Annotated in this window: 19 protein-coding genes, 1 tRNA gene, 1 pseudogene and 1 riboswitch; of the genes and pseudogenes, 5 read left to right on the forward strand and 16 right to left on the reverse strand. The window is 69.1% G+C overall.

All coding sequences use genetic code 11. The features are described 5' to 3' along the window. Positions 1–138 precede the first annotated feature (138 nt). The 3 genes from folE to metZ all read right to left on the reverse strand — a co-directional run bounded on the left by folE (position 139) and on the right by metZ (position 2542). On the reverse strand, positions 139–756 hold the full coding sequence (gene folE / locus HLH28_RS00235) for a GTP cyclohydrolase I FolE (RefSeq protein WP_182953007.1): 618 nt from the start codon (positions 754–756) through the stop codon (positions 139–141). Between the two features lie 84 nt (positions 757–840). Beyond that, entirely contained in the window at positions 841–1251 is a 411-nt protein-coding gene (gene apaG, locus HLH28_RS00240) for a Co2+/Mg2+ efflux protein ApaG (RefSeq protein ID WP_246395590.1), read from the reverse strand. 88 nt (positions 1252–1339) lie between these two features. Beyond that, positions 1340–2542 (reverse strand): O-succinylhomoserine sulfhydrylase, encoded by a 1203-nt coding sequence (gene metZ, locus HLH28_RS00245; RefSeq protein ID WP_182953012.1) that lies wholly within the window; start codon positions 2540–2542, stop codon positions 1340–1342. Between the two features lie 122 nt (positions 2543–2664). Next, positions 2665–2744, reverse strand: a riboswitch (SAM riboswitch). A 145-nt stretch (positions 2745–2889) separates the two neighbouring features. Between metZ and HLH28_RS00250 the strand changes: the two genes are divergently transcribed. Next, positions 2890–2963 (forward strand) — tRNA-Gly (locus HLH28_RS00250). Between the two features lie 58 nt (positions 2964–3021). Here the strand turns inward: HLH28_RS00250 and HLH28_RS00255 are convergent. Then, positions 3022–3582 (reverse strand): hypothetical protein, encoded by a 561-nt coding sequence (locus HLH28_RS00255; RefSeq protein ID WP_182953014.1) that lies wholly within the window; start codon positions 3580–3582, stop codon positions 3022–3024. 116 nt (positions 3583–3698) lie between these two features. Here HLH28_RS00255 and HLH28_RS00260 point away from each other — a divergent pair, with 116 nt between their 5' ends. From HLH28_RS00260 to HLH28_RS00270, 3 genes and pseudogenes are all read left to right on the forward strand, one after another. Further along, a complete protein-coding gene (locus HLH28_RS00260; protein WP_182953016.1) occupies positions 3699–3926 on the forward strand; it encodes a DUF1653 domain-containing protein in 228 nt (75 codons plus the stop codon). Between the two features lie 85 nt (positions 3927–4011). After that, positions 4012–5589, forward strand: a complete 1578-nt coding sequence (locus tag HLH28_RS00265) for an adenosine deaminase family protein (RefSeq protein WP_182953018.1) — start codon at positions 4012–4014, stop codon at positions 5587–5589. A 68-nt stretch (positions 5590–5657) separates the two neighbouring features. Continuing rightward, positions 5658–6632 (forward strand): annotated as a pseudogene (locus HLH28_RS00270) (purine nucleoside permease); the annotation flags it as partial. A gap of 164 nt (positions 6633–6796) precedes the next feature. Here the strand turns inward: HLH28_RS00270 and HLH28_RS00275 are convergent. From HLH28_RS00275 to HLH28_RS00330, 12 genes are all read right to left on the reverse strand, one after another. Continuing rightward, the gene (locus tag HLH28_RS00275; protein WP_338029618.1) at positions 6797–7426 is read right to left on the reverse strand and encodes a PqiC family protein; all 630 of its coding nucleotides are present in this window, start codon (positions 7424–7426) and stop codon (positions 6797–6799) included. After that, positions 7423–8391: an MlaD family protein gene (locus HLH28_RS00280; protein ID WP_182953022.1), complete on the reverse strand. Its 969-nt coding sequence runs from the start codon at positions 8389–8391 to the stop codon at positions 7423–7425. The genes HLH28_RS00275 and HLH28_RS00280 overlap by 4 nt, the downstream gene beginning before the upstream one ends. Positions 8392–8394: 3 nt before the next feature. Beyond that, positions 8395–9198 (reverse strand): ABC transporter ATP-binding protein, encoded by an 804-nt coding sequence (locus HLH28_RS00285; RefSeq protein WP_408869806.1) that lies wholly within the window; start codon positions 9196–9198, stop codon positions 8395–8397. Positions 9199–9210: 12 nt separating this feature from the next. Further along, positions 9211–10347 carry an ABC transporter permease gene (locus HLH28_RS00290; protein WP_338029619.1) on the reverse strand — a complete coding sequence of 379 codons (1137 nt, stop codon included), beginning with the start codon at positions 10345–10347 and terminating at the stop codon, positions 9211–9213. Between the two features lie 113 nt (positions 10348–10460). Then, complete coding sequence (locus HLH28_RS00295; RefSeq protein WP_338029620.1) at positions 10461–11495, reverse strand: hypothetical protein; 1035 nt, start codon at positions 11493–11495, stop codon at positions 10461–10463. Between the two features lie 19 nt (positions 11496–11514). Then, entirely contained in the window at positions 11515–12900 is a 1386-nt protein-coding gene (locus tag HLH28_RS00300; protein WP_182953030.1) for an MBOAT family O-acyltransferase, read from the reverse strand. Between the two features lie 17 nt (positions 12901–12917). Continuing rightward, the gene (locus HLH28_RS00305; protein ID WP_182953032.1) at positions 12918–13652 is read right to left on the reverse strand and encodes a 2OG-Fe dioxygenase family protein; all 735 of its coding nucleotides are present in this window, start codon (positions 13650–13652) and stop codon (positions 12918–12920) included. Further along, positions 13645–16113 (reverse strand): mechanosensitive ion channel family protein, encoded by a 2469-nt coding sequence (locus HLH28_RS00310; RefSeq protein ID WP_182953034.1) that lies wholly within the window; start codon positions 16111–16113, stop codon positions 13645–13647. The genes HLH28_RS00305 and HLH28_RS00310 overlap by 8 nt, the downstream gene beginning before the upstream one ends. A 78-nt stretch (positions 16114–16191) precedes the next feature. Beyond that, on the reverse strand, positions 16192–17040 hold the full coding sequence (gene thiM / locus HLH28_RS00315; RefSeq protein WP_182953037.1) for a hydroxyethylthiazole kinase: 849 nt from the start codon (positions 17038–17040) through the stop codon (positions 16192–16194). Positions 17041–17062: 22 nt separating this feature from the next. Further along, positions 17063–17680 (reverse strand): RDD family protein, encoded by a 618-nt coding sequence (locus HLH28_RS00320; RefSeq protein WP_182953039.1) that lies wholly within the window; start codon positions 17678–17680, stop codon positions 17063–17065. A gap of 60 nt (positions 17681–17740) precedes the next feature. Continuing rightward, positions 17741–18976: a bifunctional glutamate N-acetyltransferase/amino-acid acetyltransferase ArgJ gene (argJ, locus tag HLH28_RS00325; RefSeq protein WP_182953041.1), complete on the reverse strand. Its 1236-nt coding sequence runs from the start codon at positions 18974–18976 to the stop codon at positions 17741–17743. Between the two features lie 91 nt (positions 18977–19067). Then, the gene (locus HLH28_RS00330) at positions 19068–19994 is read right to left on the reverse strand and encodes a peptidylprolyl isomerase (protein ID WP_182953043.1); all 927 of its coding nucleotides are present in this window, start codon (positions 19992–19994) and stop codon (positions 19068–19070) included. 239 nt (positions 19995–20233) lie between these two features. Here HLH28_RS00330 and secA point away from each other — a divergent pair, with 239 nt between their 5' ends. Continuing rightward, positions 20234–23035 (forward strand): preprotein translocase subunit SecA, encoded by a 2802-nt coding sequence (gene secA, locus HLH28_RS00335; RefSeq protein ID WP_182953045.1) that lies wholly within the window; start codon positions 20234–20236, stop codon positions 23033–23035. Positions 23036–23043 lie beyond the last annotated feature (8 nt).

Genomic DNA, 23043 nt, shown 5'->3' on the forward strand with positions numbered 1-23043 from the left:
GCGGCGCGGAGCCCGCGCCGCCATGCGGGCGTACGACGCAGGCGGGGGGCCTCAGGGAGAGGCTTGAAATACGGCCCCTGGAGCGAGAGAGCTGCGCAGCAGGGCGTATTTCAAGCCGTCCGCCTGGATGTACCCCGCCTAGATGTGGGCGTTGGCGACGGAGGGGCGATTCAGCATCGCCATCAACTCGCGCCGGGTGTCCGAATTGCTGCGGAACACGCCCAGCATGCGGCTGGTCACCATCGACACGCCCGGACGATGCACGCCGCGCGTCGTCATGCATTGATGTCCGGCCTCCAGGATGACGGCGACCCCGTGCGGTTGCAGGACGTCGTTGATCGTATTGGCGATCTGCGCCGTCAGCCGCTCCTGGATCTGGAGCCGGCGGGAATAGGCCTCGACCACCCGGGCCAGCTTGGAAATGCCCACGACGCGGCTGCGCGGCAGGTAGGCGACATGGGCCACGCCGATGATCGGCACCATGTGATGTTCGCAATGGCTTTCGAAGCGGATGTCGCGCAGCAGGACGATCTCGTCGTAATCCTCCACTTCCGCGAAGGTCCGCGCCAGGATGGCGGTGGGATCCTCGCCATAGCCCTGGAAGAATTCCTCGTACGACCGCACGACGCGGCCGGGCGTGTCCAGCAGCCCCTCGCGCGACGGATCCTCGCCCGCCCAGCGCAGCAGGGTGCGGATCGCGTCTTCCGCCTCCTCGCGTGAGGGACGGGCCAGGGGGAACGAATCGGTGGGGGTCATTGCGATGTCTTGCCGAGGAGGCGCCCCGTCCGGGGAACATCCAGGAACAGGGTGCGGGTCAGATGGAAGGGACGGCGACGCGGGTCAGTGGATGATCGCCGGGTGATACGGGCAGTCCAGGCTGAAGGGCGGGATCTGGACGTCGAACTGCTGGTGCGTGTGCGGTCGGATCATGTGGTACAGCCCGCGCATGAAGCCGGTCGGCGTCTGCAATGCCGCGCCGGAGGTATATTCGAACGCCTGGCTGGGTTCCAGGATCGGCTGCTCGCCGACCACGCCGTCGCCATGGACATGTTCGATCCGGCCGGCACCGTCGGTGATGTCCCAGGTGCGGCGCAGAAGCTGGACCGTCTCGGTGCCGTGATTCTCGATCCGGATGCGATAGGCCCAGGTGAAGCGGTGCTCGTCCGGCTGGGACTGGTCGTCCAGCCAGAAGGTCCGCACGATGACGCGGATCGCGCCGGTCGTCGCCTCGTAGCACGGCGCGTTTTCCATGGCCTCGGCCAGGGCGGCGTCCGGGTCGGGATCCATCCCGGGAGGAGGCAGTCTGTCGTTGGCCATGGCGCGTTCCTGCCTGCGGGCGTCAGCGAAGCCCGAGGGCGGCGACGCCGCGGGCCAGGTCGTTCTTCAGGTCCTCGGCGTCTTCCAGCCCGACCGAGAAGCGGATGACGCCGTCGGTGATGCCAAGCTGCGCGCGGTCCTCGGGGCTGATCTTCATGTGGGTGGTGGTGGCGGGATGGGTGACCATCGACCGCGCGTCGCCCAGATTGTTGGAAATCGCGATCAGCCGCAACGCGTTCATGAAGGCGAAGGCCCCCTCCTTGCCGCCCGCGACCTCGAAGGCGACCAGGGTCGATCCGTCCGTCATCTGGCGCTGCGCCAGCTCATATTGCGGATGGTCCGGCCGGCCGGGATAGAATACCCGCGTGACCCCCTCGGCCCCGGCCAGGTAGTCGGCGACGGCGGCGGCGTTCTCGGTCATTGCGCGGACGCGCAGGGTCAGCGTCTCCAGCCCCTTGAGCATGACCCAGGCGTTGAAGGGCGACAGAGCATTGCCGGTGTTGCGCGTGAACGGCTGCAGGGTGTTGGCGATCCAGTCCTGGCTGCCCAGCACGGCGCCGCCCAGCACGCGGCCCTGGCCGTCGATATGCTTGGTACAGGAATAGACGACGACGTCGGCCCCCAGTTCCAGCGGTTTCTGCAGAAGCGGGGTGGCGAAGACGTTGTCGACGACGACGACGGCCCCGGCCGCGTGCGCCAGGTCGGCGATCGCGCGGATGTCCAGGATTTCCAGCATCGGGTTCGACGGGCTTTCCAGCAGCACGGCGGCCGTGGGCTGCGCCAGTGCGGCCGCCCAGGCCGCCATGTCGCCACCGTCGACGAACACCGTCTCGACCCCGTAGCGCGGCAGCAGGTTGGCGACGATCCAGTGGCAGGACCCGAACAGCGCCCGCGACGCCACCACCCGGTCGCCGGCCTTGACGTGCGACAGCAGGGCGGACGACACCGCGCCCATGCCGGTCGAGGTCGCGATGCAGGCCTCGGCGCCCTCCAGGTCCGCAAGGCGCCGTTCCAGCGCCGCGACGGTGGGGTTGCCGAAGCGGCTGTACTGGTAGTGGACGACATCGCCGGTGAAGGTCGCCTCGGCCTGCTCCGCATTGTCGTAGACGAAGCCGGAGGTCAGGAACATGGCCTCGCTGGTCTCGCCGAAGGGCGTGCGGTCCAGGCCGGCATGCAGAAGGCGCGTCGCGGGGCGGTAGGCGGTATCGGTCGAGTCGTTGCTCATCAGGAACTCCCGGAACAGAATCGTCAGAAGTGCCGGGGCTGTGGCCGTCCGGTGTCCTGTCGACACGACCGGCCCCGCCCCGACGCGGCTATCCGACCGTGGAAACCGTGACGCCCGCAGGATTGTGGCGGAGTCAGGCCTCTTTAGCGCGTCTGTTTAACCTCGTCGCAAGCCGGCCGATCAAATCACGAGGGTCCGGGCAGACCGCAGGGCCACGCCGGACGACAGCGTTATTGCGGATCGAGGCGGGCGTCGTCAACCATCGCGTCCGGCAGGCCGATGCCTGTTCACGGCCCATCTGCGCGGATTGCATCGCCCGCGCCGCTGGGCTATAGGGCGTCAGCGTCGCGGGTGTAGTTCAATGGTAGAACGGCAGCTTCCCAAGCTGCATACGAGGGTTCGATTCCCTTCACCCGCTCCACGCCCATCCCCGACAATCGATGCTTCATAGGCTGCTTGGAAACGCCTTTTGCGCACTGTCAGTGCGGCTTCGGGTGCTGCGCCTGGTAGCGTTCGATCGACTGGCGCAGGTCGCCCATCGGCGCGGCCGGCATCGTGTCGCGGTAGGCGTGACCGTTCCAGATCCAGCGATCGGTGCCGTTGATGATCAGGTCATGCATGCCGCCGTGGGTCCGCGGCGATAGCGAGACCGGGCCGCTGACGGAATCCAGCACCTTGGTCCAGTCGTCATGGCCCTTCTGCAGATAGACCGACGTGGCGCATCCGGCGGAGCCGCACAGGTCGGCGGATTGCAGTTGCACGAACAATGCCGTCTCCCCTGCGCGGGTCGAGAGCGGCGCGGACCCCACCAGCACCACCGGCGCATCGCCACGCCGGCTCGCCGCCGCAAGGTCGCTGGCATTGAGCGTCCGTGCCGTCTGGTCCAGGGCCGTGCCCGGCTGCTGCGTCAGCACGACCGGGCCGTCCGGAATGGCGGGGCGTGAGGTCCGATGGGCGGGTGCCGCCCCGGCGGGCATGGCCAGGGCCGGCGCAGCGGTCAGGAGGAGGAAGGGAAACATATGACGGGGCAGGCGGTTCATGCGATGAGGTTCCGTCGGTTCGTACCGGCCGCCGCGGCACGGCCGTCGCGATGATAGCCTCGGCCGGTGCAGGGGGCGAGACGCAACAGGCAACGCATCACGGAGGGAAACGACGCATGACCGGCACCGACAGGACGCGGCCCGGGCCGTACCGGCATTACAAGGGCGGGCTCTATACCCTGCTGTGCGTCGGCCGCCATTCCGAGACCGAGGAATGGCTGGTGACCTATCGCAGCGAGGCGCAGGGCGATTACTGGGTCCGTCCGCTGGCGATGTGGGTCGAGGATGTGGACGGCGTGCCCCGCTTCCGCCCGATCGGGCCGGATGAAGCGTCCGGGACCTGATCCCCGGCGGTCTGATCCGTGGCGGTCTGATCCGCGTCGCCGGGCGCCTGTTGCGTTTTGGAATCGATCGTCCCACCATCGCCGCATGTCCCGACTCATCGTCGCCTGCGCTCTGGCCGGGGGGCTTGCCGCCTCGCTCTGCACCCTCATGCCCGCCGTGGCGTCCGCGCCTGATCCGGCGGTCGCGGCCTTCGACCGTATCCGCAATGATCCCGATCGGCTGGCGGTCGTGCTGCGCGCCATGCCCAAGGGGGCGGACCTGCACAACCATCTGGCCGGGGCGATCTATGCCGAAAGCCTGCTGGACTGGGCGGCCCGGGACGGCATGTGCGTCGCGCCGGACCAGGGACGTATCGTGCCCGGCCCCTGCACGCCCGCGCCCGGGCAGGTGGCGGCCGGCGACCTTGCCGGCCGCCCGGACGCGCGGGCGCGGATGATCGACGCGCTGTCGATGCGCGATTTCGTGCCCACGCCGGACGACCGGTCGGGGCACGACCATTTCTTCGCCACCTTCGCCCGTTTCATGCCGGTCGAGGCATCCCACGGCGGCGACATGCTGGCCGAGGCCGTGACCCATGCCGCGGGCGACCATGTCCTGTATCTGGAACTGATGATCTCGCCGCAACTGCTGCCGGTGGCCCGGCTGGGCTTGAAGTACCCGCTGCGCGACGAGGGGTTCGCGGCGGCCGACCGCGCGATGGCACCGGCCGTGCCCGCGCTGGTGACGGCGGCACGGCAGGAGGTGGACGCGATGGAGGCGCGCATGCGCGGCGTCCTGCGCTGCGGCACCGCCCAGGCGCGGCCGGGATGCGGCGTCACCGTGCGCTATCTGTACCAGACGGTCCGCACGATGCCGCCGGCGATGGTGTTTCCGCAGCTCGATTTCGGCTACGCGATGGTCAAGGCCGATCCGCGTTTCGTGGGCGTGAACATCGTGGCGCCCGAGGACGATGCCGTCGCCATGCGCGACTACAGCCTGCACATGCGCATGTTCGGCTGGCTGGCCCGCCGCGATCCGCAGGTGAAGCTGTCGCTGCACGCGGGGGAACTGGCGCCGGGGCTGGTTCCGCCCGAAGGGCTGCGCGTCCATATCCGCGAGGCGGTCGAGGTCGCGGGGGCCCGGCGGATCGGCCATGGCGTCGATATCGTGCATGAGGACGGGTCCGACGGGCTGATGGCCGAAATGGCGCGCCGCCACGTGATGGTGGAAATCAACCTGACCAGCAACGACGTCATCCTCGGGGTTGCCGGCGCCGCCCATCCCTTCACCGCCTATCGCGCCGCCGGCGTTCCGATGGCCCTGTCGACGGATGACGAGGGCGTGTCGCGCATCGACCTGACGCGGGAATATGAACGCGCGGCGACGACCTATGCGCTGGCGTACGACGCGCTGCGGGACCTGTCGCGCGCCGGGCTGGAATATGCGTTCGTCCCGGGCGACAGCCTGTGGCGCGCCACAGCGCCCTATCGCATGGTCGCGGCCTGCGTCGCCTTGCCGGCCGGACCGGCGCCCGCGCGCGGCGCCTGCCACGACCTGCTGGCCCGCAGCGAGAAGGCGCGCCTGCAATGGGAGCTGGAACGCCGGCTTCATGATTTCGAGATCGGACTGATCGGCGAGGGCGGCCGGGGGGCCGCGACCGGTCGGCAAGAGGGGAACGGATGAAACTGACAGTGCGCCTGACAGGCATGATGGGGGCCTGCGCGATGGGGGCCGGTATCGCCGCCGGCCTGATGGCCCCGGCCCCGGTCCGCGCGGCCGCCACCGCCGTCGCCGCCGCGCGGATCCCGGTTCGGGTGGTCGTCGTGACCACGTTCGAGATCGGCAGGGACACCGGCGACGTGCCCGGCGAATTCCAGACCTGGGTCGAGAAGCTGCCGCTGAAGCAGGAACTGCCGGCCCCCGGGACCTGGCATGGCGTGATGCGCTACAACCCCGACCTGCAGGTCCTGGGCATCGCCAGCGGCGAGGGGCCGGAACACATGGCCTCGGCCATCACCGCCCTGGTCCTCGATCCGCGCTTCGACCTCCGGCACGCCTATTTCGTGCTGGCGGGCATTGCCGGGATCGATCCGAAATTCGGGTCGGTGGGCTCGGCGGTCTGGGCGCCGCGCGTGGTCAACGGGGGGCTGGCCCATGCGATCGACGCGCGTGAGATCCCGGCGGACTGGCCCGACGGCTATACCCCGGTGCAGGGCAGCCGCCCCGACGAACGGCCGGTGCCCCCGCTGCATTCCCTGTCGGGCGACATGGCCTATACGCTCAATCCCGGCCTGGTCCGGTGGGCCTATGCCCTGACGCGGTCCCTGCCGCTGGAGGACACGACGGCGCTGAAGGCGATCCGGGCGCGCTATACCGGCTACGGCCCGGCGCAGCAGCCGCCGTCGGTTCTGCTGGGCGACACGCTGTCCGGCGAGACCTTCTGGGTCGGCGGCCGGATGAACGCGTGGGCCGAACGCTGGGTCGCCTACTGGACGAAGGGCGAGGGCACCTTCGCCACCACGGCTGAGGAGGACGTCGGCTTCATGCAGGCCCTGTCGTTGCAGGCGCAGGCCGGGCGCGTGGACCTGGACCGCGTGCTGCTGCTGCGGACCGCCAGCAATTTCGACATGCCCCCGCCCGGCGAGACGGCGGCCGAACTGTTGAAATCCGAAGCGAGCGAGGGCGGGTATTCCGGCTACCTGCCGTCGGTCGCCGCGGCCTATCAGGTCGGCAGCGTGGTGGTACGCGAACTGTCCCGCAACTGGGACCGCTATGCCGCGCATGTGCCCGAAGCGGGGCCCGCTGTGCCGTAGGGAGGGCGGGCCCTACCCGGACCCGGCAAGGGCCGCGGCCCTTGCCTTCGCATCAATCGGCCTGATGCCCCGAAGGCTTACCCCTTGGGCCAGCCGGCCACGATCCGGTCGGCCAGCTGGTCCAGCAGCGCCTGCGTCAGGGTCGCCACCGCGCCGTCGGTGGCGGCCGAACCCGACTGCGTCAGGCTGGCGCGGTTGTGCAGGATCGGCAGACGCGGGTCATGCGGGATGATCGACCAGTCGGCGTCCAGTGCCGCCGTGCCGTCGCGCGTCACGTCCAGCCGGCTGACATTCACCGTCAGGCGCCATGTCGCGGGCAGGGGCTGCGGCTGGTCGGTCACGAACAGGTCGGTCCGCGCCTGCGCCAGGCGGGCGGTGATCAGGTCGGTCGCGCCCACCGACAGGCGGCTGGCCCACCGGCCGCTGGCGCTGCGGTCGATCTGGTTGCCGCTGCGGACCACGATGTCCTGCCCGTCCAGGTAATCCGGAACGACGATCCGCCCGACCTCGACCACCGGCGCGGTGGGGGCCAGGGCGGCCGAGGTGACGGGCACCGCGCCGGTGGCGATCGCCGGCGCGCCCAGCGTGTAGAAGCGTACCGGCGGCGAGGCGCAGCCCGCCAGCAGCACGAGCGGCAGCATCGCGGACAATGCCGTGCGGGCCATGCGAGCCCGGCGCGACGGGCGGGAAGGCGGTCGGGTCATCATGGGCGACGTCCCATCAGCAGAAGTTGCGGATTGCGTTCCACGTCGCTGGCGAAGCCGCGCAGCGCGGCGGCGGCGGCCGACAGGTCGCGCAGGGTGGATTCGAGATTGGCGCGATCGGCCGAACGGGGCGAGGTCATGTCCCGGATGCCGGCCAGCGCCTCGCGCGCCTGGATCACCGTCTGGTCCGAATTGGCCAGCAGGACGTGCAGGTCGGCCCCCCGGGCGTCCAGCTGGCGCGTGCCGGTGGTGGCCAGGCTGTCGATGCTGGCCAGGGTCGTATCCAGGCGTTGTTGCAGGTCCGCGATGGCGCGGGCGGCGGTGTCCACGGCGACGCGCGAATGATCCGACGTCTCCTTCACGCTGTCGACCAGGGGGGGCAGGTCGTGGTCCAGCCGCTCGGCCAGCTGGCGGATGCTCTGCATCGCGACGTTGGCATTGTCCGACAGCTCCTTCAGCGGCAGCTGGGTCAGGGTTTCCTGGACCTTCTGGATGGTGGATTGCCGGGTCGGGATTTCGGTGATGGTCGCGATGTCGGGGTGCAGCATCGCGGGCGAGGACGGATCGAAATCCAGGTCGATTTCCGATTGTCCGGTCACGAAGCTCTGGACGTTCAGCGACGCCCGCAGCCCGTGGTTGATCAGGTCCTGCAGGCGCAGGGGGCGGTGGTCATGGCCCTCGCCGCTCAAAGTCACCTTGCCGGGTTGCAGCTCGATCGTGACGGGGATGAAGGCCGCGTGGACCTTGGGGTCGAAGGTGATCGAAATCCCGTCCACCGCGCCGACGCGCACGCCCCGGAACGTGACCGGCGCGCCCACCGTCAGGCCGGAGGTCGATCCCTGGAAGATCACCATCGCCTGCCGGGTGCCGGCGAAGAAATGGAAATTGCCGAAGAGCAGCAGGGCCGCCATCCCCAGCGCCACACCGCCGACGACGAACGCGCCGACGGCTGTCTGTCTGTTTGCCATGGGTCAGTCGGTCCTCCCGGACAGGGTTTCGGGGCGTTCGCGATGCATGAAGGCGCGGACCTGCGGATCGTCGCAATGGTCGCGCAGCCAGGACGGCGCGCCATGGGCGATCGGTGTCTTCGTCTGCGCGTCGAGGAAGATGCCGTCATCGGCGATGGCGAACAGGCTGGGCAGTTCGTGGCTGACGATGACGATCGTCGCCCCCAGCCCGTCGCGCAAATTGACGATCAGGTCGTCCAGCCGGGCCGAGGTGATCGGATCCAGCCCGGCCGATGGTTCGTCGAAGAACAGGATGTCGGGGTCCAGCGCCATGGCCCGCGCCAGCCCCGCGCGCTTCTTCATCCCGCCGCTGAGTTCCGAAGGGTACTGGTCGATCGCATGCAGCATGTCGACCAGCCCCAGCTTCAGTTCCACCAGGCGGCGGATGGTGCCGGCGTCCAGCCTGGTGAACATCTGCATCGGCAGGGCGACGTTCTCGCCCACCGTCAGCGAACTCCACAATGCCGCGCTCTGGAACAGCACGCCGAAGCGGCGGCTGACCGTCACGCGGTGGGCGTCGTCGCCCTGCCAGTAATCGTCGCCGCCGACCAGATAGCGCCCCTGGCGCGGGCGCAGCAGGCCGATCATGCTTTTCAGGATCGTGCTCTTGCCGCATCCCGACCCGCCCATGACGGCGAAGATGCTGCCGCGCCGGACGTCGAAGGACACGTTCTGCTGGATTATCTTCGATCCGAATGCCAGCGTGATGCCTTGCAGCGACATCAGGGTCTCGCGCCCGTCGTCTCCAGGCGGCATGTCGGGGGCCATGTCGCTCATGCCTCAGATCCCCAGCGTGTTGGCGATGACGGCGAAGATCGCGTCCAGCGCGATGACGCCGACGATCCCGACCACCACCGCCCGTGTCGCCGCGACCCCGACGTCGGCCGCGCTGCGCCCGGCCCGCAGGCCGATGCGGCAGCTGGTCAGGCCGATCAGGGCGGCGAAGAAGATGCTCTTGACGAAACCGAATTCGAACTGGTTGAGGGCGATGGCATTGACCGTCTGGTGGAAATAGCCGGCCCCCGTCACCGTCAGCATGCCGATGGCCACGCAGAAGCCGCCCAGCATCCCGATCAGGCAGCCGTACAGGTACAGGAACGGCATGGTCAGGATCAGCGACAGGATCGACGGCAGGATCAGGTAGCTGGACACCGGAATGCCGAAGACGGTCAGCGCGTCGATTTCCTCGTTGCCCTGCATGGTGGCGATCCGCGCGGCATAGGCGCCGCCGGTGCGCCCGGCCATGATGATCGCAGTCATGACGGCCGACATCTCGCGCACCATGGCGATGCCGACTAGGCTGGCGACATAGATGTCAGCGGCGAATTTGCGCAGTTGCACCGCGCCGACGAAGGCCAGGATGGCGCCGATCAGGAAATTGACGATGCTGACGATCAGCAGCGCCGACGGCCCGGCGTCGCGGACGTTGGACATCAGGTCCGTCATCCGCATCCGGCCGCGACCGGTGGCCGCCGCCAGGGCGCCGCGTGCGGTCTCGGCCCCCAGTTCGGTGACGGTTCCGATTTCGGTCAGGCTGTCCAGCGTGTAGGCGCCGACGGCCGTGACGGGCGCGAAGCCACGATGCGGCGGCGGTGGCGGCGGGGCGGCCTGTTCCGGCAGCAGATCCAGCAGTTTACGCGCCGAATCCGGCAGCGTGTCCGTGCGCAACGTCAGCCCGGCGCCGGTCGCCTGCTGTTTCAGGTCCCACAGGAAGCTGATCAGCGCAGTGTCCCACCGTCCCAGCGCCTCGGTCCGGAAGGTGATGTCCTGTCCCTTTTCCACCTGGCGCAGCGCGTCGGCGGGAAAGGGCGGGATCCGGCCATCCTGGGCGATCCATTCCCCGGACAGGACGATCACGTGACCGGACCCGTCGTTGTCCAGGTGCCATTCCGGCTGGCCGTGATCGGTCGTGTTCACCAGCCTCTCCAATCGGTTCGGTCCTCCATCGGCACGATCAGTCTTCCATAACAGATGACCGGTCATCGGCAAGGCCGGCCGGCGCATGGCGCCCGACGCGCGGAAGCGGAGCGTCAGCGCGCCAGCGGGACCAGGACGCGCGCGTCGCCCGGGGGAACGGAGCGGCCTGTGCCGGCGGCGGCCAGGTCGTCCATGATGGTCCGGGCGACGGCCATGCGGTAATGGATGGGGTCCCAGAAATTGTCGCGCGATGCCGTCAGCGGCCCCGGGATGTCGAAATCGATCACCAGAGTCCGGGCGCTGTCGCGGCCGATCGCGGCCACGGCCTGGCGGCAGGCGGCCCGCGTCGCGGCGACGACGCTGCCCGGCGCGCCCTGCATGTCGCGCGCCGCGGGCGGGAACCACAGGATCTTGGTGGTGCCGGCGGGAATGGCATCGACCAACCGGCGCAGCATCGGCATCGAGAGCGGGGCGGCGGCCGGTCCCGTCGCCATGCGGCGGTCGATGTCCCAGCCCCGGAACAATTCGTCGACCCGGCGGGGATCGTACCGGTCGTCGGGGGGCACGAAGCTGGTATAGCCGTCGGAGCCATAGCGCTGGCGCTTGTGCCCGATCAGCCACATGAACTGGTTGGCGGCTTCCTGCACGGCATACAGGTTCATCATCTCCGCATAGCCGCGCCAGGGCGAGCCCTGGTACATCCAGTCGGGCATCGGCCGGTTGGGGCCGGAGATCGTGGCGGGAGAGGCGAAGCACCAGGCCGCGTCGATATCGATCAGCACGACATGCGGGGCCGTATGGTGGCGCAGGAACAGGCGCAGCAGCCGGTCCTGCTCCCACGGGGTGGCGCTGTTCATCGCCATGTTCGCCAGATGCGCGCCCAGCGGGGCGTCCATCACCGCCGGCTGCAGCAGGCGGCCGGTGGAGGTGCCGACCATGGCGGAGTCGAAGCGGTCGCTGCGCGCCAGCGACGGCATCGTATAGCGCGCGTTGGTCGAGATCGGAATCCGGTGCAGCGGCGGCGACAGCGGCAGCATGTCCCATGGATCGACCGTGGCGACGAACAGGAAGACGAACAGCCCCGCCCCGGCCAGGGTGGCGGCGAAGGTCAGGGCGAAGCGGCGCCAGGCATCGGGTCGCTGTCCCACCCGATGTCCGGGCGGCCCCTCAGAACTGGAAATAGATGAACGCATCCGGAATCCGCCCCCCGATCAGCAGAAGCAGAAGCACGAAGGCGACGCCCGCCGGCACGGCCAGCAGCGGGGCGGGGCGCATCGCGAACACCGCAGCCTGCGACGACGGCCCGATCAGGGCCACCGCCAGCGCGATCCAGAACAGGGCGGCGTCGTGGATTTTCACGTGGCCCACGCCCTGCAGGCCCGACATGGCATGCAGCATCCGTGCGGCGGTCGGAAAATCGGGCGCGCGGAACAGGACCCAGCCCACGATGACGAACAGCATGGTCGCGCCCCAGGCCACCGGCGTGGCCAGCCGGACGCCGCTCCCCGTCCGGATCCGCGTCCAGACATGGTTGACCGACAGGGCCGCGCCATGCAGCGCGCCCCAGGCCACGAAGGTCCATCCCGCGCCATGCCACAGGCCGCCCAGCATCATCGTCGCGACCAGGTTGGCGACCTGCCGCGCCGCGCCCTTCCGGTTGCCGCCCAGCGGGATGTAGAGGTAGTCGCGCAGGAAACGCGACAGCGTCATGTGCCAGCGCTGCCAGAAGATCCGGATGCTGGTCGCGCGATAGGGTGCGTCGAAATTGAACGGCAGGCGCAGCCCGAACAGCAGCGCCATGCCGATCGCCATGTCGGAATAGCCGGAAAAATCGAAGAAGATTTCCAAGCTGTAGGAAATCGCCGCCAGCCATCCCTGCGCCATGTTCAGGGCCGCGCCATGCGCCGCCTGGTCGAACAGGGGGTTGCAGATCTGCGCCAGGCTGTCGGCCAGGCCGGCCTTCTTCGCCAGCCCCAGCAGCAGCAGCATCGATCCGCGCGACAGGTTTTCCCACAGGGCGGGGCCGTGCGGGTCGTTTTCGAATTGCGGCACGATCTCGCTGTGCCGGACGATCGGGCCGGCGATCAGTTGCGGGAAGAAGGTGACGAATTCCAGGAAGTCCAGGACGCTGCGCACCGGCCGGCCGCCGCGCAGCAGGTCGGCGTGATAGGCGATCTTCTGGAACACGAAGAACGACACGCCCAATGGCAGGATGATCGCCCAGGCCGCGTGATGCCGTCCCAGGGCGGTCGCGATGCTGTCGGCGAAGAAGTTCGCATATTTGAAGAAGCCTAGGATCAGCAGGTTCAGCACCAGCCCCGCGACGGGCCAGATCCTCTGCCCGGTCGCCGCCCACGCGCGGCCCAGCCCCCAGTTGACCAGCGTCAGCCCGACCAGCGCGGGGACGAAGCGCCAGTCCCACAGCCCGTAGAACACCAGCGACGCGCCCACCAGCACGACCTGCCGGGCCGTGCGGCGACGGGCGCAGAAATGGAACAGGATCAGCGTGGCCGGCAGGAAGCCCAGCAGGAAGCCTTGGGTACTGAACAGCATGTCGGCGCGGCGCGGCCCTATTGGTGCCGGAAGGTCACGACCAGCACGTCGCGATAGGCGGGGCGCGTGGGGTCGATCGGCCGGACGGCGGTGACCCCGTGATAGACCCGGTTGTCGTCGACCAGCGCCGCGTCCAGCGGTTCGGCCAGGATGAATTGGCCGACCTGCCGCCGATGCAGGTCGTGGATCGAGGTCTCGCCGCTGGCCACGTTCTCGCGCCGGACCATCAGGACAAGGACCCAGTCGACGCCGTCGCGATGCAGCCCCTCGGGCGTCGGTTCGCCCGGTTCGCCCGGACGGGCCTCGATCCGGAACTGATGGATTTCGGCATGCCAGGCGTCGGGCCGCCCGTCGGGCGGCGTCAGATCCGTCACCAGCCGGTGCATCAGGCGCAGGATGGCCAGCAGGGCCGGGTGGGTGCCGATCGGGGTCTCGACCGGGCGGAACCAGCGTTCGATGCCGCCATTCAGTTCGTTGTAGTCGCGGCTCTGGTAATGGGGCTGGTGCTTCTTGCGCTCCGGTCCCTCGGCGGTGACGGTGAAGGTCGCGTGCCGGCGGCGGCGATAGCGGCCGCCATCGGCCATGTAGCGGTCCAGCCCCAGGCGGTTCCAGCTGTCGGCGAAGCCCGCCCAGTCCGTCAGTCCGCAGGGGGTCAGCAGGGCCTGCATCACCGGCGCGCGCAGGAAGGCGAATCCGTCGGTGCGCAGAGGGGCCTCGACCTGTTCGATGGAAGGGGCGGCGGCGTCAGTCATGGGCGGGGTCCGGATGGGGCGGTTCGGGCGCGTCCTGGCCGATGCGCAGCGGGGCCGGCCCGAAATTGGTCATCATGGAAATGGCCGTCGGGATCGGGAATTTCACGCCTTCCTTGACCATGCGCAGGCCCAAGCGGCGGTAATATTCGCGCGACACCTTCCATTTGGTTCCCGGCGTCGTGCGGATCGACCCCAGGAATTTCGCCCCGTTTCCGTCCGCGACCTCGACGCCCAGGAACGTGAAGTCCGACAGGATCAGCGGGGCGAAGGCGTCGTCGGCGCGCATGCCCGCCACCACGTCGGCCAGGATGGCGGCGACGCGGTCCGGATCCTCGCTCAGGTCCAGCATGAAGGACACGATGATGACGTTGTAGTCGCGCGAGGTGTTGGCGATCGACGTGACCGAGGAGAACGGGATGATATGCACGTCGCCCGACGTCGTGCGCAGCCGCAGCGTGCGGATCGACAGATGTTCGACCGTGCCCGAGACGCTGCCCGCCGTCACCCAGTCCCCGACCTGCATGGCGTTTTCCACCAGCATGAAGAAGCCGGTGATGAAATCCTTGACCAGGCTCTGCGATCCGAAGGCGATGGCGGCGCCCAGGATGCCGGCGCCGGTCAGCAGCGGTGCGACGTTGATGCCGATCTGCGACAGGGTCGTCACGGCGACGATGATGACGATGAAGGTCAGCAGGACGGTGCGGATGATCGGCAGGACGGTGCGCAGCCGGATCGCGCGGGACGCCTGTTCGGTCGTCTCGAAGCGGGTGATCTGGGTCTGCAGGGCCGCATTGGCGATTTCCCAGACCACCGCGGCGACGGTGAAGGCGATCAGGATCGACAGCACGGCGGCCACGATGCGGGTGCCCAGCGCGCCGTGCAGGAAGAAGGCGAATGTGGGAATTCCCCACGCCTGCAGCAGGATGACGATCGTTGCGAAGACCAGCAGCGCCGACAGGCTGCGCCGCGCGAAGGGGTAGTAGTAATCCGCCCGCGCCTGCAGGCCGGGATAGCGGGCCTCGATATCGTCGCTGACATGGAACAGGCGATTCTGCACGCCGAAGGCCAGCACCGCCAGGACCCGCGACAGCAGGATCACGATGACCGTCAGGGCGGTCGTGCGCCAGATCCAGGCATAGCCGCCGCGCACCTGCGTCGCCCACACCAGCCACAGCGCCAGGTCGAAGACCATGGCCGGCAGCCACCAGAACTGCGCCAGGCGTCCGACGAAGATCCAGAACGACCGTCCCCGGAACCGTGCGGGCGGCTGCAGGGCGCCGGCGACCGACCGGCGGATCCGCCAGATGAACAGGGCGATCAGGATATGTTCGCCCAGGACGATGGCGCGGATCAGCGCCTGGGTCCCGCGCGGGGCCAGGTGGAACAGCGCGCCCAGCGACGACAGGCAGACGATGATCGACGGTACCGCGACCAGAAGGGTCCACCAGCGGATCACCGTCCGCGCGGTGGAATCCGACGCCTTGCACAGGCGGATGGTGGGCGATTTCGGGACGAAGACCGTTTCGACCAGCAGATAGACGCCCCGCGCGATGACATAGGCATTGGTCAGGGTCAGGGTCACCAGTTCCGCCTGGTCGGTGACGGTCAGGAAGGCTGCCCCCGCGTAGCCGACGCCAAGGAACAGCGCGACGGGAACCAGCTTGATCAGCAGGTGCAGCAGCGAGAACGGGATGCGCCCGATGATGCGCAGGGTTTCATGCTGCTTGCGGTCGTCCTGCTGGCGGGTTTCCTGCGTCTTCTGCTCGGCCGCCGTTTCGGGCGCGGTCTCGGTGACCGGGGGGGCCTCCACCGCGCGCCGGTTCAGGCGCCGTTCGGCCTCGACCGCGCGCGCCGTCACGGCGGTCAGCGGCCGGCGCAGGGCGATGGACAGGCCGCGTTCGGCGGCCAGGGCCACCAGGACGATCGCCCCGGCCCGCGCGAAGGCGTCCAGCAGCGTCTGGCGCGACTGCGGGCTGGCCAGTTCGCTGCGCACCCAGCGCCCGACGAAGGCCAGGTCGGAGAACAGGCCGGCGAACTGCCGGGCCTGCCGCACCGTGGCGTCGCGTATGCCTGACAATTCGCCGATGACGTCGCTGCCCAGACTGTCCGGTTCCAGCCCCACGTCGTCGGACGTGTCCGCCGGGGCGGGCTTGGCCGCGGGGGCAGGTGCGGGTGCGGAAGGGGTGGAGGGCGCGACGGGCATCGCGCCCGCGATGGCCGACAGGGTACGGGTGAAGTCCGCCCGCTTCTGCGGATCGTTCAGGACGTCCAGCACCTGCCGTGCCTGCTGGGCGGTCATGGCGGGGGCAGGGGCGGGCGCGGAATCGGCGGCCAGGGCCGGCCGCGCGCCTGTCGCCAGGACCAGGAACAGCGCCGCGAGCAGGCTGGATACCCCTCTCCGATGGACGGCCTTCCCCGGGGAACGGGGGGACGGGACTCTGGAAACGGGGGAAACCGGCATGCCTGTTCGGGGCCTCCTGTTGCCGTTGGAACGGTCCGGTGCGGACCGGGCGGGGATCCCTGTATAGGGAAGATCGGATCAGGGTTCGAGGGGGGCGATCCGCGCATGGTCCAGTATCGCCTGCCTGTCCAGACGGTACAGCATATCCAGGATCGCGACCTGGAGGCTGCCGGGCCCCGACGCCGTGCGGGCGGCCAGTTCGCCGGCCAGGCCGATCAGGGCCATGGCGTGGGCGCAGGCGGCCATGGCATCGTCCGCGACCGCCAGGCAGGCGCCGGCGATCGCGGTGGCCGTGCAGCCCAGCCCGGTCACGCGGGTCATCATCGGGTGGCCGTTGGCCACCGTCGCCACCCGGGACCCGTCGGTGATGTGGTCGGTGGCGCCGCTGACGGTGACGCAGGCGCCGGTGGCCCGCGCCAGGTCTCGCGCGGCGGGCAGGGCCTCGGCCGCGCCGGACAGCGAATCGACCCCGCGCCCTGGCGGCGGGGCATCGCCGCCCGCCCCGCGCAGATGCGCCAGCGCCATGATTTCCGACGCATTGCCGCGAATGGCCCGCGGACCCTCGGCCAGGCTGTCCAGCGCGACGCGGGAGCGGAAATCCAGTACCCCCACCGCGACCGGATCGAGGATCCACGGCGTGCCCGACAGTCGGGCCGCCCGGGTGGCCCGCGCGATGGCTGCGGCCTGCGGCACGGTCAGCGTGCCGACATTGACCACCAGCGCCGCCGCCAGGGGGACGAGCTGCGCGACCTCCTCCTCGGCCTCGACCATCGCGGGCGATGCGCCGATGGCCAGCAGGGCGTTCGCGGTGCTGTTCGCCACGACGATGTTGGTGATGTTATGGATCAGCGGCGTGCGCGCCCGGATCCGGTCCAGCGTGTCGGCGACGGCGGCGGGCGTGAACGGGGCTGGCGGGGAAAGGGTCATGGAACCTCCCTCCACGCCGGGGTCAGCCCGGCGGGGTAAAGCTGAGCAGGGCCTCCTCCTGCCGGCGGATCACGCAGGTACCGGCCAGCAGGTCGTGCAGGGCCTGCTTGCGCGCCGTCCACATCACCATCAGGAAGCCGAAGCCGCACAGCAGCAGGGACAGGAACTTGCCGAAATACCGGCCGATGGCGCGGCGGACGCTGATCCGCCCGCCCTGCAGGTCGGTGACGCGCATGCGGCACACCAGCTTGCCCGGCGTGGCCTGCAGGCGCGAGGCCTCGAACAGGATGAAATACAGCGCCGGCAGCACGAACTGCAGGAATTCATACAGGCCGCTGCCATGCCAGGTCGGCTGGACCATGTTGTACGAATAGGAATAATCGACGGGCACGATGTCGGCGATCTGGTACTTGCCGCCCCCCATCCCGCCGCCCGTCCCATTGTCCAGGACGGTGATCGACAGGCTGGGCGCCACCGCAAGCCTGATCGCCCAGCCGAGGACGCAGAGGACCATCGTATCGATCCACCAGGCCAGGACACGGAACCAGAAACCGGCATAGAGCCAGACATGGCGGGGCGGGACGCGGCCGAACGGGCTGGCGCCGAAAGGCGTATCGGACCCAAAAGGCTTGACGGACATGGTGCGGGTCCTTGGGACGGGGATTATCGAAGGCTGGGACGGGCCGGCCCGCGCCGGCGGTCAGCTTCGGTAGGATCCGTTGATGTCGATGTAGCCGTGGGTCAGGTCGCAGCTCCAAGCGGTACTGCCCCCGTTGCCCAGGCCCAGGTCGATGTCGATGTCGATCTCGTGTCCCTTCATGTGCGCGACGACTGGCGTTTCGTCGTATCCCGCCACGACGGTGCCGTTCCGCGCGATCCAGACCCCGCCCATCGCGATCGACAGCGTGTCGCGGTTGGCGGGTTCGCCGCTCTTGCCGACGGCCATGACCACGCGGCCCCAGTTCGCGTCCTCGCCCGCGATCGCGGTCTTGACCAGCGGCGAGTTCGCGACGGCCAGCGCCACGCGGTGGGCGGATTCGTCGGACGTGGCGCCGGTGACCTGGATGCGGATCAGCTTGGTGGCGCCCTCGCCGTCGCGGACCACCAGCAGCGCCAGTTCCAGCAGCAGGGAGTCCAGGGCTTCGGCGAACGCGGCCAGGGCGGGGTCGGTCTCGGACGCGATGGGGGGATTGCCCGCCTGCCCGGTCGCGAACAGCAGCACCATGTCCGAGGTCGATGTATCGGAATCGACCGTGGTGCGGTTGAAGCTCCTGTTCGTGCCGGCGGACAGCAGCGCCTGCAGGACCGGGGCCGGCAAGGCGGCGTCGGTCGCGACGAAGCACAGCATGGTCGCCATGTCGGGGGCCACCATGCCGCTGCCCTTGGCGATGCCCTGGATGCGTACGGGCGTGCCGCCGATCGTGGTTTCGCGGACGGCGCCCTTGGGGAAGGTGTCGGTGGTCATGATGCCGCGCGCGGCATCGGCCCAGCCGTCGTCCGACAGGGTGGCGTACAGGCCGGGCAGGGCGGCGGTGATCTTCTGGTACGGCAGGACCTCGCCGATCACGCCGGTCGAGGCCAGGAAGACCTGGTTGGCCGCGCAGCCGACCAGGCGGGCGGCGTCGGCGGCGTTGGCCTGCGTGGCCTCGAACCCGGCGCGGCCGGTGAAGACGTTGGCGTTGCCCGCATTGACCACCAGCGCGCGGGCGGTGCCCTCCGGCAGGGCCGCGCGGCACCAGTCGACGGGGGCGCCGGGGCATTTGCTGCGGGTGAAGACGCCCGCGACCGTGGTGCCGGGCGCGAATTCGGCCATGACCAGGTCCGTTCGCCCCGTATAGCGGATGCCGGCGGCGGCCGCGCCGAACCGGACGCCGGCCAGCGGCGTCAGTGCCGGCATCGGCCGGGCGAGGGGGGATACGGGAAGGGAAGCTGCCATCGGTCCGGTCTTCTATCCTGCGCGGCTACGGGGGCGGTAGTGCCCGGCCCCGATGAAAGGGCCGGGTGAAGGCGGCGTGGGCCGCCCGCCTTTACTTCTTCGCGGGGGCCGCCGGGGCCGGGGTGGCCGGGACCGGCTTGCCGCTGGGATCGTAACGCACGACGGTCACCGCCGCCACCGCCTTGTCCACCGCCTGGCGGACGCCCTGCTGGATCAGCTTCTGGCGGATCTCGTCACGTACCGCGTCCAGCTTGGGCACGGCGGCGGTGCGGGTGTCCAGCACCTCGATCACATGCCAGCCGTACTGCGAATGAACCGGCGTCTGGCTGAAGGTGTGGGGCTTCATGGCGAAGGCCGCGTCCGAGAACGCCGGCAGCATGTCGCCCTTCTTGAACCAGCCCAGGTCGCCGCCGTTCTGCTTGGCGGACGCCTTGTCGGTCGACAGCTTGGCCGCCAGCGCCCCGAAATCGGCCCCGGCCTTCAGCTGCTTGATGATGCTGGTCGCCTCGGCCTCGGTCGCCACCAGGATGTGGCGGGCGTGGATCTCGGTCTCGGGCTTCTTGTTGGCGTAGTTCTGGTTGTAATAATCCTGGATCGCCGCGTCCGTCAGGGTCGGGGTGACCTGCTGCGACAGATAGGCGTTCTGCAGCGCGTTCGTGGCGGCGGCATGCATCTGCGCCTGGACGTCCGGCTGGTTCTGCATGCCCGAGCGCAGGGCCGCCGCCTGGATGGCCTTCTGGTCGATCAGCTGGTTCAGCAGCATCGGGAAGATCATGTTGGGCGGCAGCTGGCGCAGTTGCGCGGGCATCGAGGCCGCGGCCTGGCGCACGTCGTCCAGATGGATGTCCTCGCCATTCACGGTCGCGACCACCGGGTTCGGATTGGCCGGGGCGGCCGGGGCCGCCGCCGGTGCGGCCGGCGTCGCCGCGGGGGGGGCGGCATGGGCATGAGGAACGAAAAGCGCAGGAGCGAGCAGGGCTGCCGCCATGAAGGAGGCTGCCGGGCTGGAAAGCCGCATGTGTTGAAAACCCTAAGATATAAAGCGTCTCGGGGCATCATGGCCGAGGCTGCCCGGTCCTGCAAGGCTGCCCCGCGCGCGCCGCGCCCCGTCGCGCCGTGGCCGGAAGGCGGTCGCTTCGGTTGACCGGTGGCGGCGTGGGTCCTATCTCAGATGCCGCGCGAGAATGCCATTCCTACAGTTCCAGCCTGCCCGGGGGTCCGGACGGGTGCGGAGCCGCGCCATTCCGGAAGGTCTACATGTTCGCCAGTCTTGCCCGTGCCTTGTTTGGAACTGCCAATGATCGCTCGCTCAAGGCGTTTCAGCGCCGCGTGCCGGAGATCAATGCGCTGGAGGCAGAGGTCCGTGCGCTGGATGACGGGGCGCTGGCGGCGAAGACGGCCGAATTCCGCGACCGGATCGCGGGCGGTGCATCGCTGGATTCTCTTCTGCCCGAAGCCTTCGCGGTCGCCCGCGAGGCCGCGCGCCGCGTGCTGGGCATGCGGCATTTCGACGTGCAGCTGATCGGCGGCATGGTCCTGCATGCCGGCCGGATCGCCGAGATGCGCACCGGCGAGGGCAAGACGCTGGTCGCCACCCTTGCGGTCTATCTCAGCGCGCTGTCCGGCCGGGGCGTGCATGTGGTCACGGTCAACGACTACCTCGCCCGCCGCGACGCCGAGGAAATGGGCAAGCTGTATTCCTTCCTGGGCCTGACCACCGGCGTCATCGTGCCGAACATGCCCGACGAGGAACGGCGCGCCGCCTACCAGGCCGACATCACCTACGGCACGAACAACGAGTTCGGGTTCGACTACCTGCGCGACAACATGAAGTACCGCATCGAGGACATGGTCCAGCGGCCCTTCCACCACGCGATCGTGGACGAGGTCGATTCGATCCTGATCGACGAGGCGCGCACGCCGCTGATCATCTCCGGCCCCGCCGAGGACAGCTCCGACCTCTATCGCTCGGTCGACGCGGTGGTGAACGAGCTGGTGAAGACGCCGGAGGCGTTCGAGAAGGACGAGAAATTCCGCTCCGTCATCCTGACCGACGCGGGGTCCGAGCAGGTCGAGGCCATGCTGCGCGAGGCCGGGGTGCTGGTCGAGGGCGGGCTGTACGACATCCACAACGTGGCGGTGATCCATCACGTCCAGCAGTCGCTGCGGGCGCACACGCTGTTCGCGCGCGACGTGGATTACATCGTCCGCGGCGGCAAGGTCATCATCATCGACGAGTTCACCGGCCGGATGATGGACGGCAGGCGCTATTCCGACGGGCTGCACCAGGCGCTGGAAGCCAAGGAGCATGTCGAGATCCAGCAGGAAAACCAGACGCTGGCCTCGATCACCTTCCAGAATTATTTCCGCCTCTATCCCAAGCTGTCGGGCATGACCGGCACCGCGATGACCGAGGCCGACGAGTTCGCCGAGATCTACAAGCTGGACGTGGTCGAGATCCCGACCAACCTGCCGGTGTCCCGCCAGGACGCGGATGACGAGGTCTATCTGACCGCCCGCGAGAAATACGACGCCGTCAGCACCCTGATCGAGGAAATCGCCAAGACGTCGCAGCCGGTCCTGGTCGGCACGACCTCGATCGAGAAGAGCGAATACCTGTCCGAGCTGCTGAACAAGCGCGGCGTGAAGCACAGCGTCCTGAACGCCCGCTTCCACGAGATGGAGGCCACCATCGTGGCCCAGGCCGGCGCGCCGGGGGCCATCACCATCGCCACGAACATGGCCGGCCGCGGCACCGACATCAAACTGGGCGGCAATGTGGAGATGCGCATCCGCCAGGAACTGGCGGGGGTCGAGGACCCCGAGGAACGTGCCCGCCGCGAGGGCGAGATCCGCGCCCAGGTCGCCGAATATCATGACATCGTCAAGGCGGCGGGCGGCCTGTACGTCATCGGCACCGAGCGCCATGAAAGCCGGCGCATCGACAACCAGCTTCGCGGCCGCGCCGGGCGACAGGGCGACCCGGGCAATTCGCGCTTCTTCATCTCGCTCGAAGACGATCTGATGCGGATCTTCGGGACCGAGCGGATGGGCGGCATGCTGCAGCGCCTGGGCCTGAAGGAAGGCGAGGCGATCGTCCATCCCTGGATCAACAAGGCGCTGGAGCGTGCGCAGAAGAAGGTCGAGGCCCGCAACTTCGACATGCGCAAGAACACGCTGAAATACGACGACGTCATGAACGACCAGCGCAAGGAGGTCTATTCCCAGCGCCGGGAATACATGGCGGCCGACGACGTGGCGGCGACGGTGCAGGACATGCGCGCCGACGTGATTCACGAGATGGTGGCCCGGCATATCCCCGAGCGCGCCTTCGCCGAACAGTGGCAGAGTGCCGAACTGGCCGAGGAAGCGCGCGCGGTCCTGGGGCTGGACCTGCCGATCGCCGACTGGGCGAAGGAAGACGGCGTGGACGGCCAGACGGTCACCGCGCGAATCGAACAGGCCGCGACAAAGGGCCAGGCGACCAAGGCCGCCAATTTCGGCCCCGCGATCATGCGCTATATCGAGAAGCAGGTGCTGCTGACCACGTTCGATTCCGTGTGGAAGGAACATCTGCTGGCGCTGGACCAGCTGCGCCAGGGCATCGGCCTGCGCGCCTATGGCCAGAAGGACCCGCTGAACGAATTCAAGCATGAGGCCTTCCAGCTCTTTACCGCCATGCTGGACGATCTGCGCCTGCGCGTGACCTCGACCATGGCGCGGGTCGAGGTGGCGCCGCCGGTGATGGACAATCCCTTCACGGGGGTGCCGCTTCCCAGCACGCCGTTCCCCACCAACGCCCCGTTCGCCGGCATCGCGCAGTCGGGCATGGCCGAGATCCATGCCGACCCCGGGGTGCCGGGACTGGCCTCGGAACCCGCCCCCGGCCTGCTGCCGGCCCTGGGCGGGACGGCGCCGGACGTGACGATGGCGACGCCGATCGGGGCGGCGGCGATCATGCCCGACGATCCGTCCAGCTGGGGCGAAACGCCGCGCAACGCCCTGTGCCCCTGCGGGTCGGGCAAGAAATACAAGCATTGCCACGGCCGGCTGGTCTGACCGTCCGG

It is taken from the genome of Gluconacetobacter tumulisoli (genome assembly GCF_014174155.1).
GTDB classification, from domain to species: Bacteria; Pseudomonadota; Alphaproteobacteria; order Acetobacterales; family Acetobacteraceae; genus Gluconacetobacter; species Gluconacetobacter tumulisoli.

Coding starts and splice junctions, on each gene's coding strand:
- metZ (WP_182953012.1), bottom strand. CDS start 2,542: ATGAGCAACGACTCGACCGATACCGCCTACCGCCCCGCGACGCGCCTT.
- HLH28_RS00320 (WP_182953039.1), bottom strand. CDS start 17,680: ATGTCCGTCAAGCCTTTTGGGTCCGATACGCCTTTCGGCGCCAGCCCG.
- folE (WP_182953007.1), bottom strand. CDS start 756: ATGACCCCCACCGATTCGTTCCCCCTGGCCCGTCCCTCACGCGAGGAG.
- HLH28_RS00305 (WP_182953032.1), bottom strand. CDS start 13,652: ATGACTGACGCCGCCGCCCCTTCCATCGAACAGGTCGAGGCCCCTCTG.
- thiM (WP_182953037.1), bottom strand. CDS start 17,040: ATGACCCTTTCCCCGCCAGCCCCGTTCACGCCCGCCGCCGTCGCCGAC.
- apaG (WP_246395590.1), bottom strand. CDS start 1,251: ATGGAAAACGCGCCGTGCTACGAGGCGACGACCGGCGCGATCCGCGTC.
- HLH28_RS00265 (WP_182953018.1), top strand. CDS start 4,012: ATGTCCCGACTCATCGTCGCCTGCGCTCTGGCCGGGGGGCTTGCCGCC.
- HLH28_RS00285 (WP_408869806.1), bottom strand. CDS start 9,198: ATGGCCCCCGACATGCCGCCTGGAGACGACGGGCGCGAGACCCTGATG.
- HLH28_RS00280 (WP_182953022.1), bottom strand. CDS start 8,391: ATGGCAAACAGACAGACAGCCGTCGGCGCGTTCGTCGTCGGCGGTGTG.
- HLH28_RS00310 (WP_182953034.1), bottom strand. CDS start 16,113: ATGCCGGTTTCCCCCGTTTCCAGAGTCCCGTCCCCCCGTTCCCCGGGG.
- HLH28_RS00255 (WP_182953014.1), bottom strand. CDS start 3,582: ATGAACCGCCTGCCCCGTCATATGTTTCCCTTCCTCCTCCTGACCGCT.
- HLH28_RS00300 (WP_182953030.1), bottom strand. CDS start 12,900: ATGCTGTTCAGTACCCAAGGCTTCCTGCTGGGCTTCCTGCCGGCCACG.
- HLH28_RS00275 (WP_338029618.1), bottom strand. CDS start 7,426: ATGATGACCCGACCGCCTTCCCGCCCGTCGCGCCGGGCTCGCATGGCC.
- argJ (WP_182953041.1), bottom strand. CDS start 18,976: ATGGCAGCTTCCCTTCCCGTATCCCCCCTCGCCCGGCCGATGCCGGCA.
- secA (WP_182953045.1), top strand. CDS start 20,234: ATGTTCGCCAGTCTTGCCCGTGCCTTGTTTGGAACTGCCAATGATCGC.
- HLH28_RS00260 (WP_182953016.1), top strand. CDS start 3,699: ATGACCGGCACCGACAGGACGCGGCCCGGGCCGTACCGGCATTACAAG.
- HLH28_RS00330 (WP_182953043.1), bottom strand. CDS start 19,994: ATGCGGCTTTCCAGCCCGGCAGCCTCCTTCATGGCGGCAGCCCTGCTC.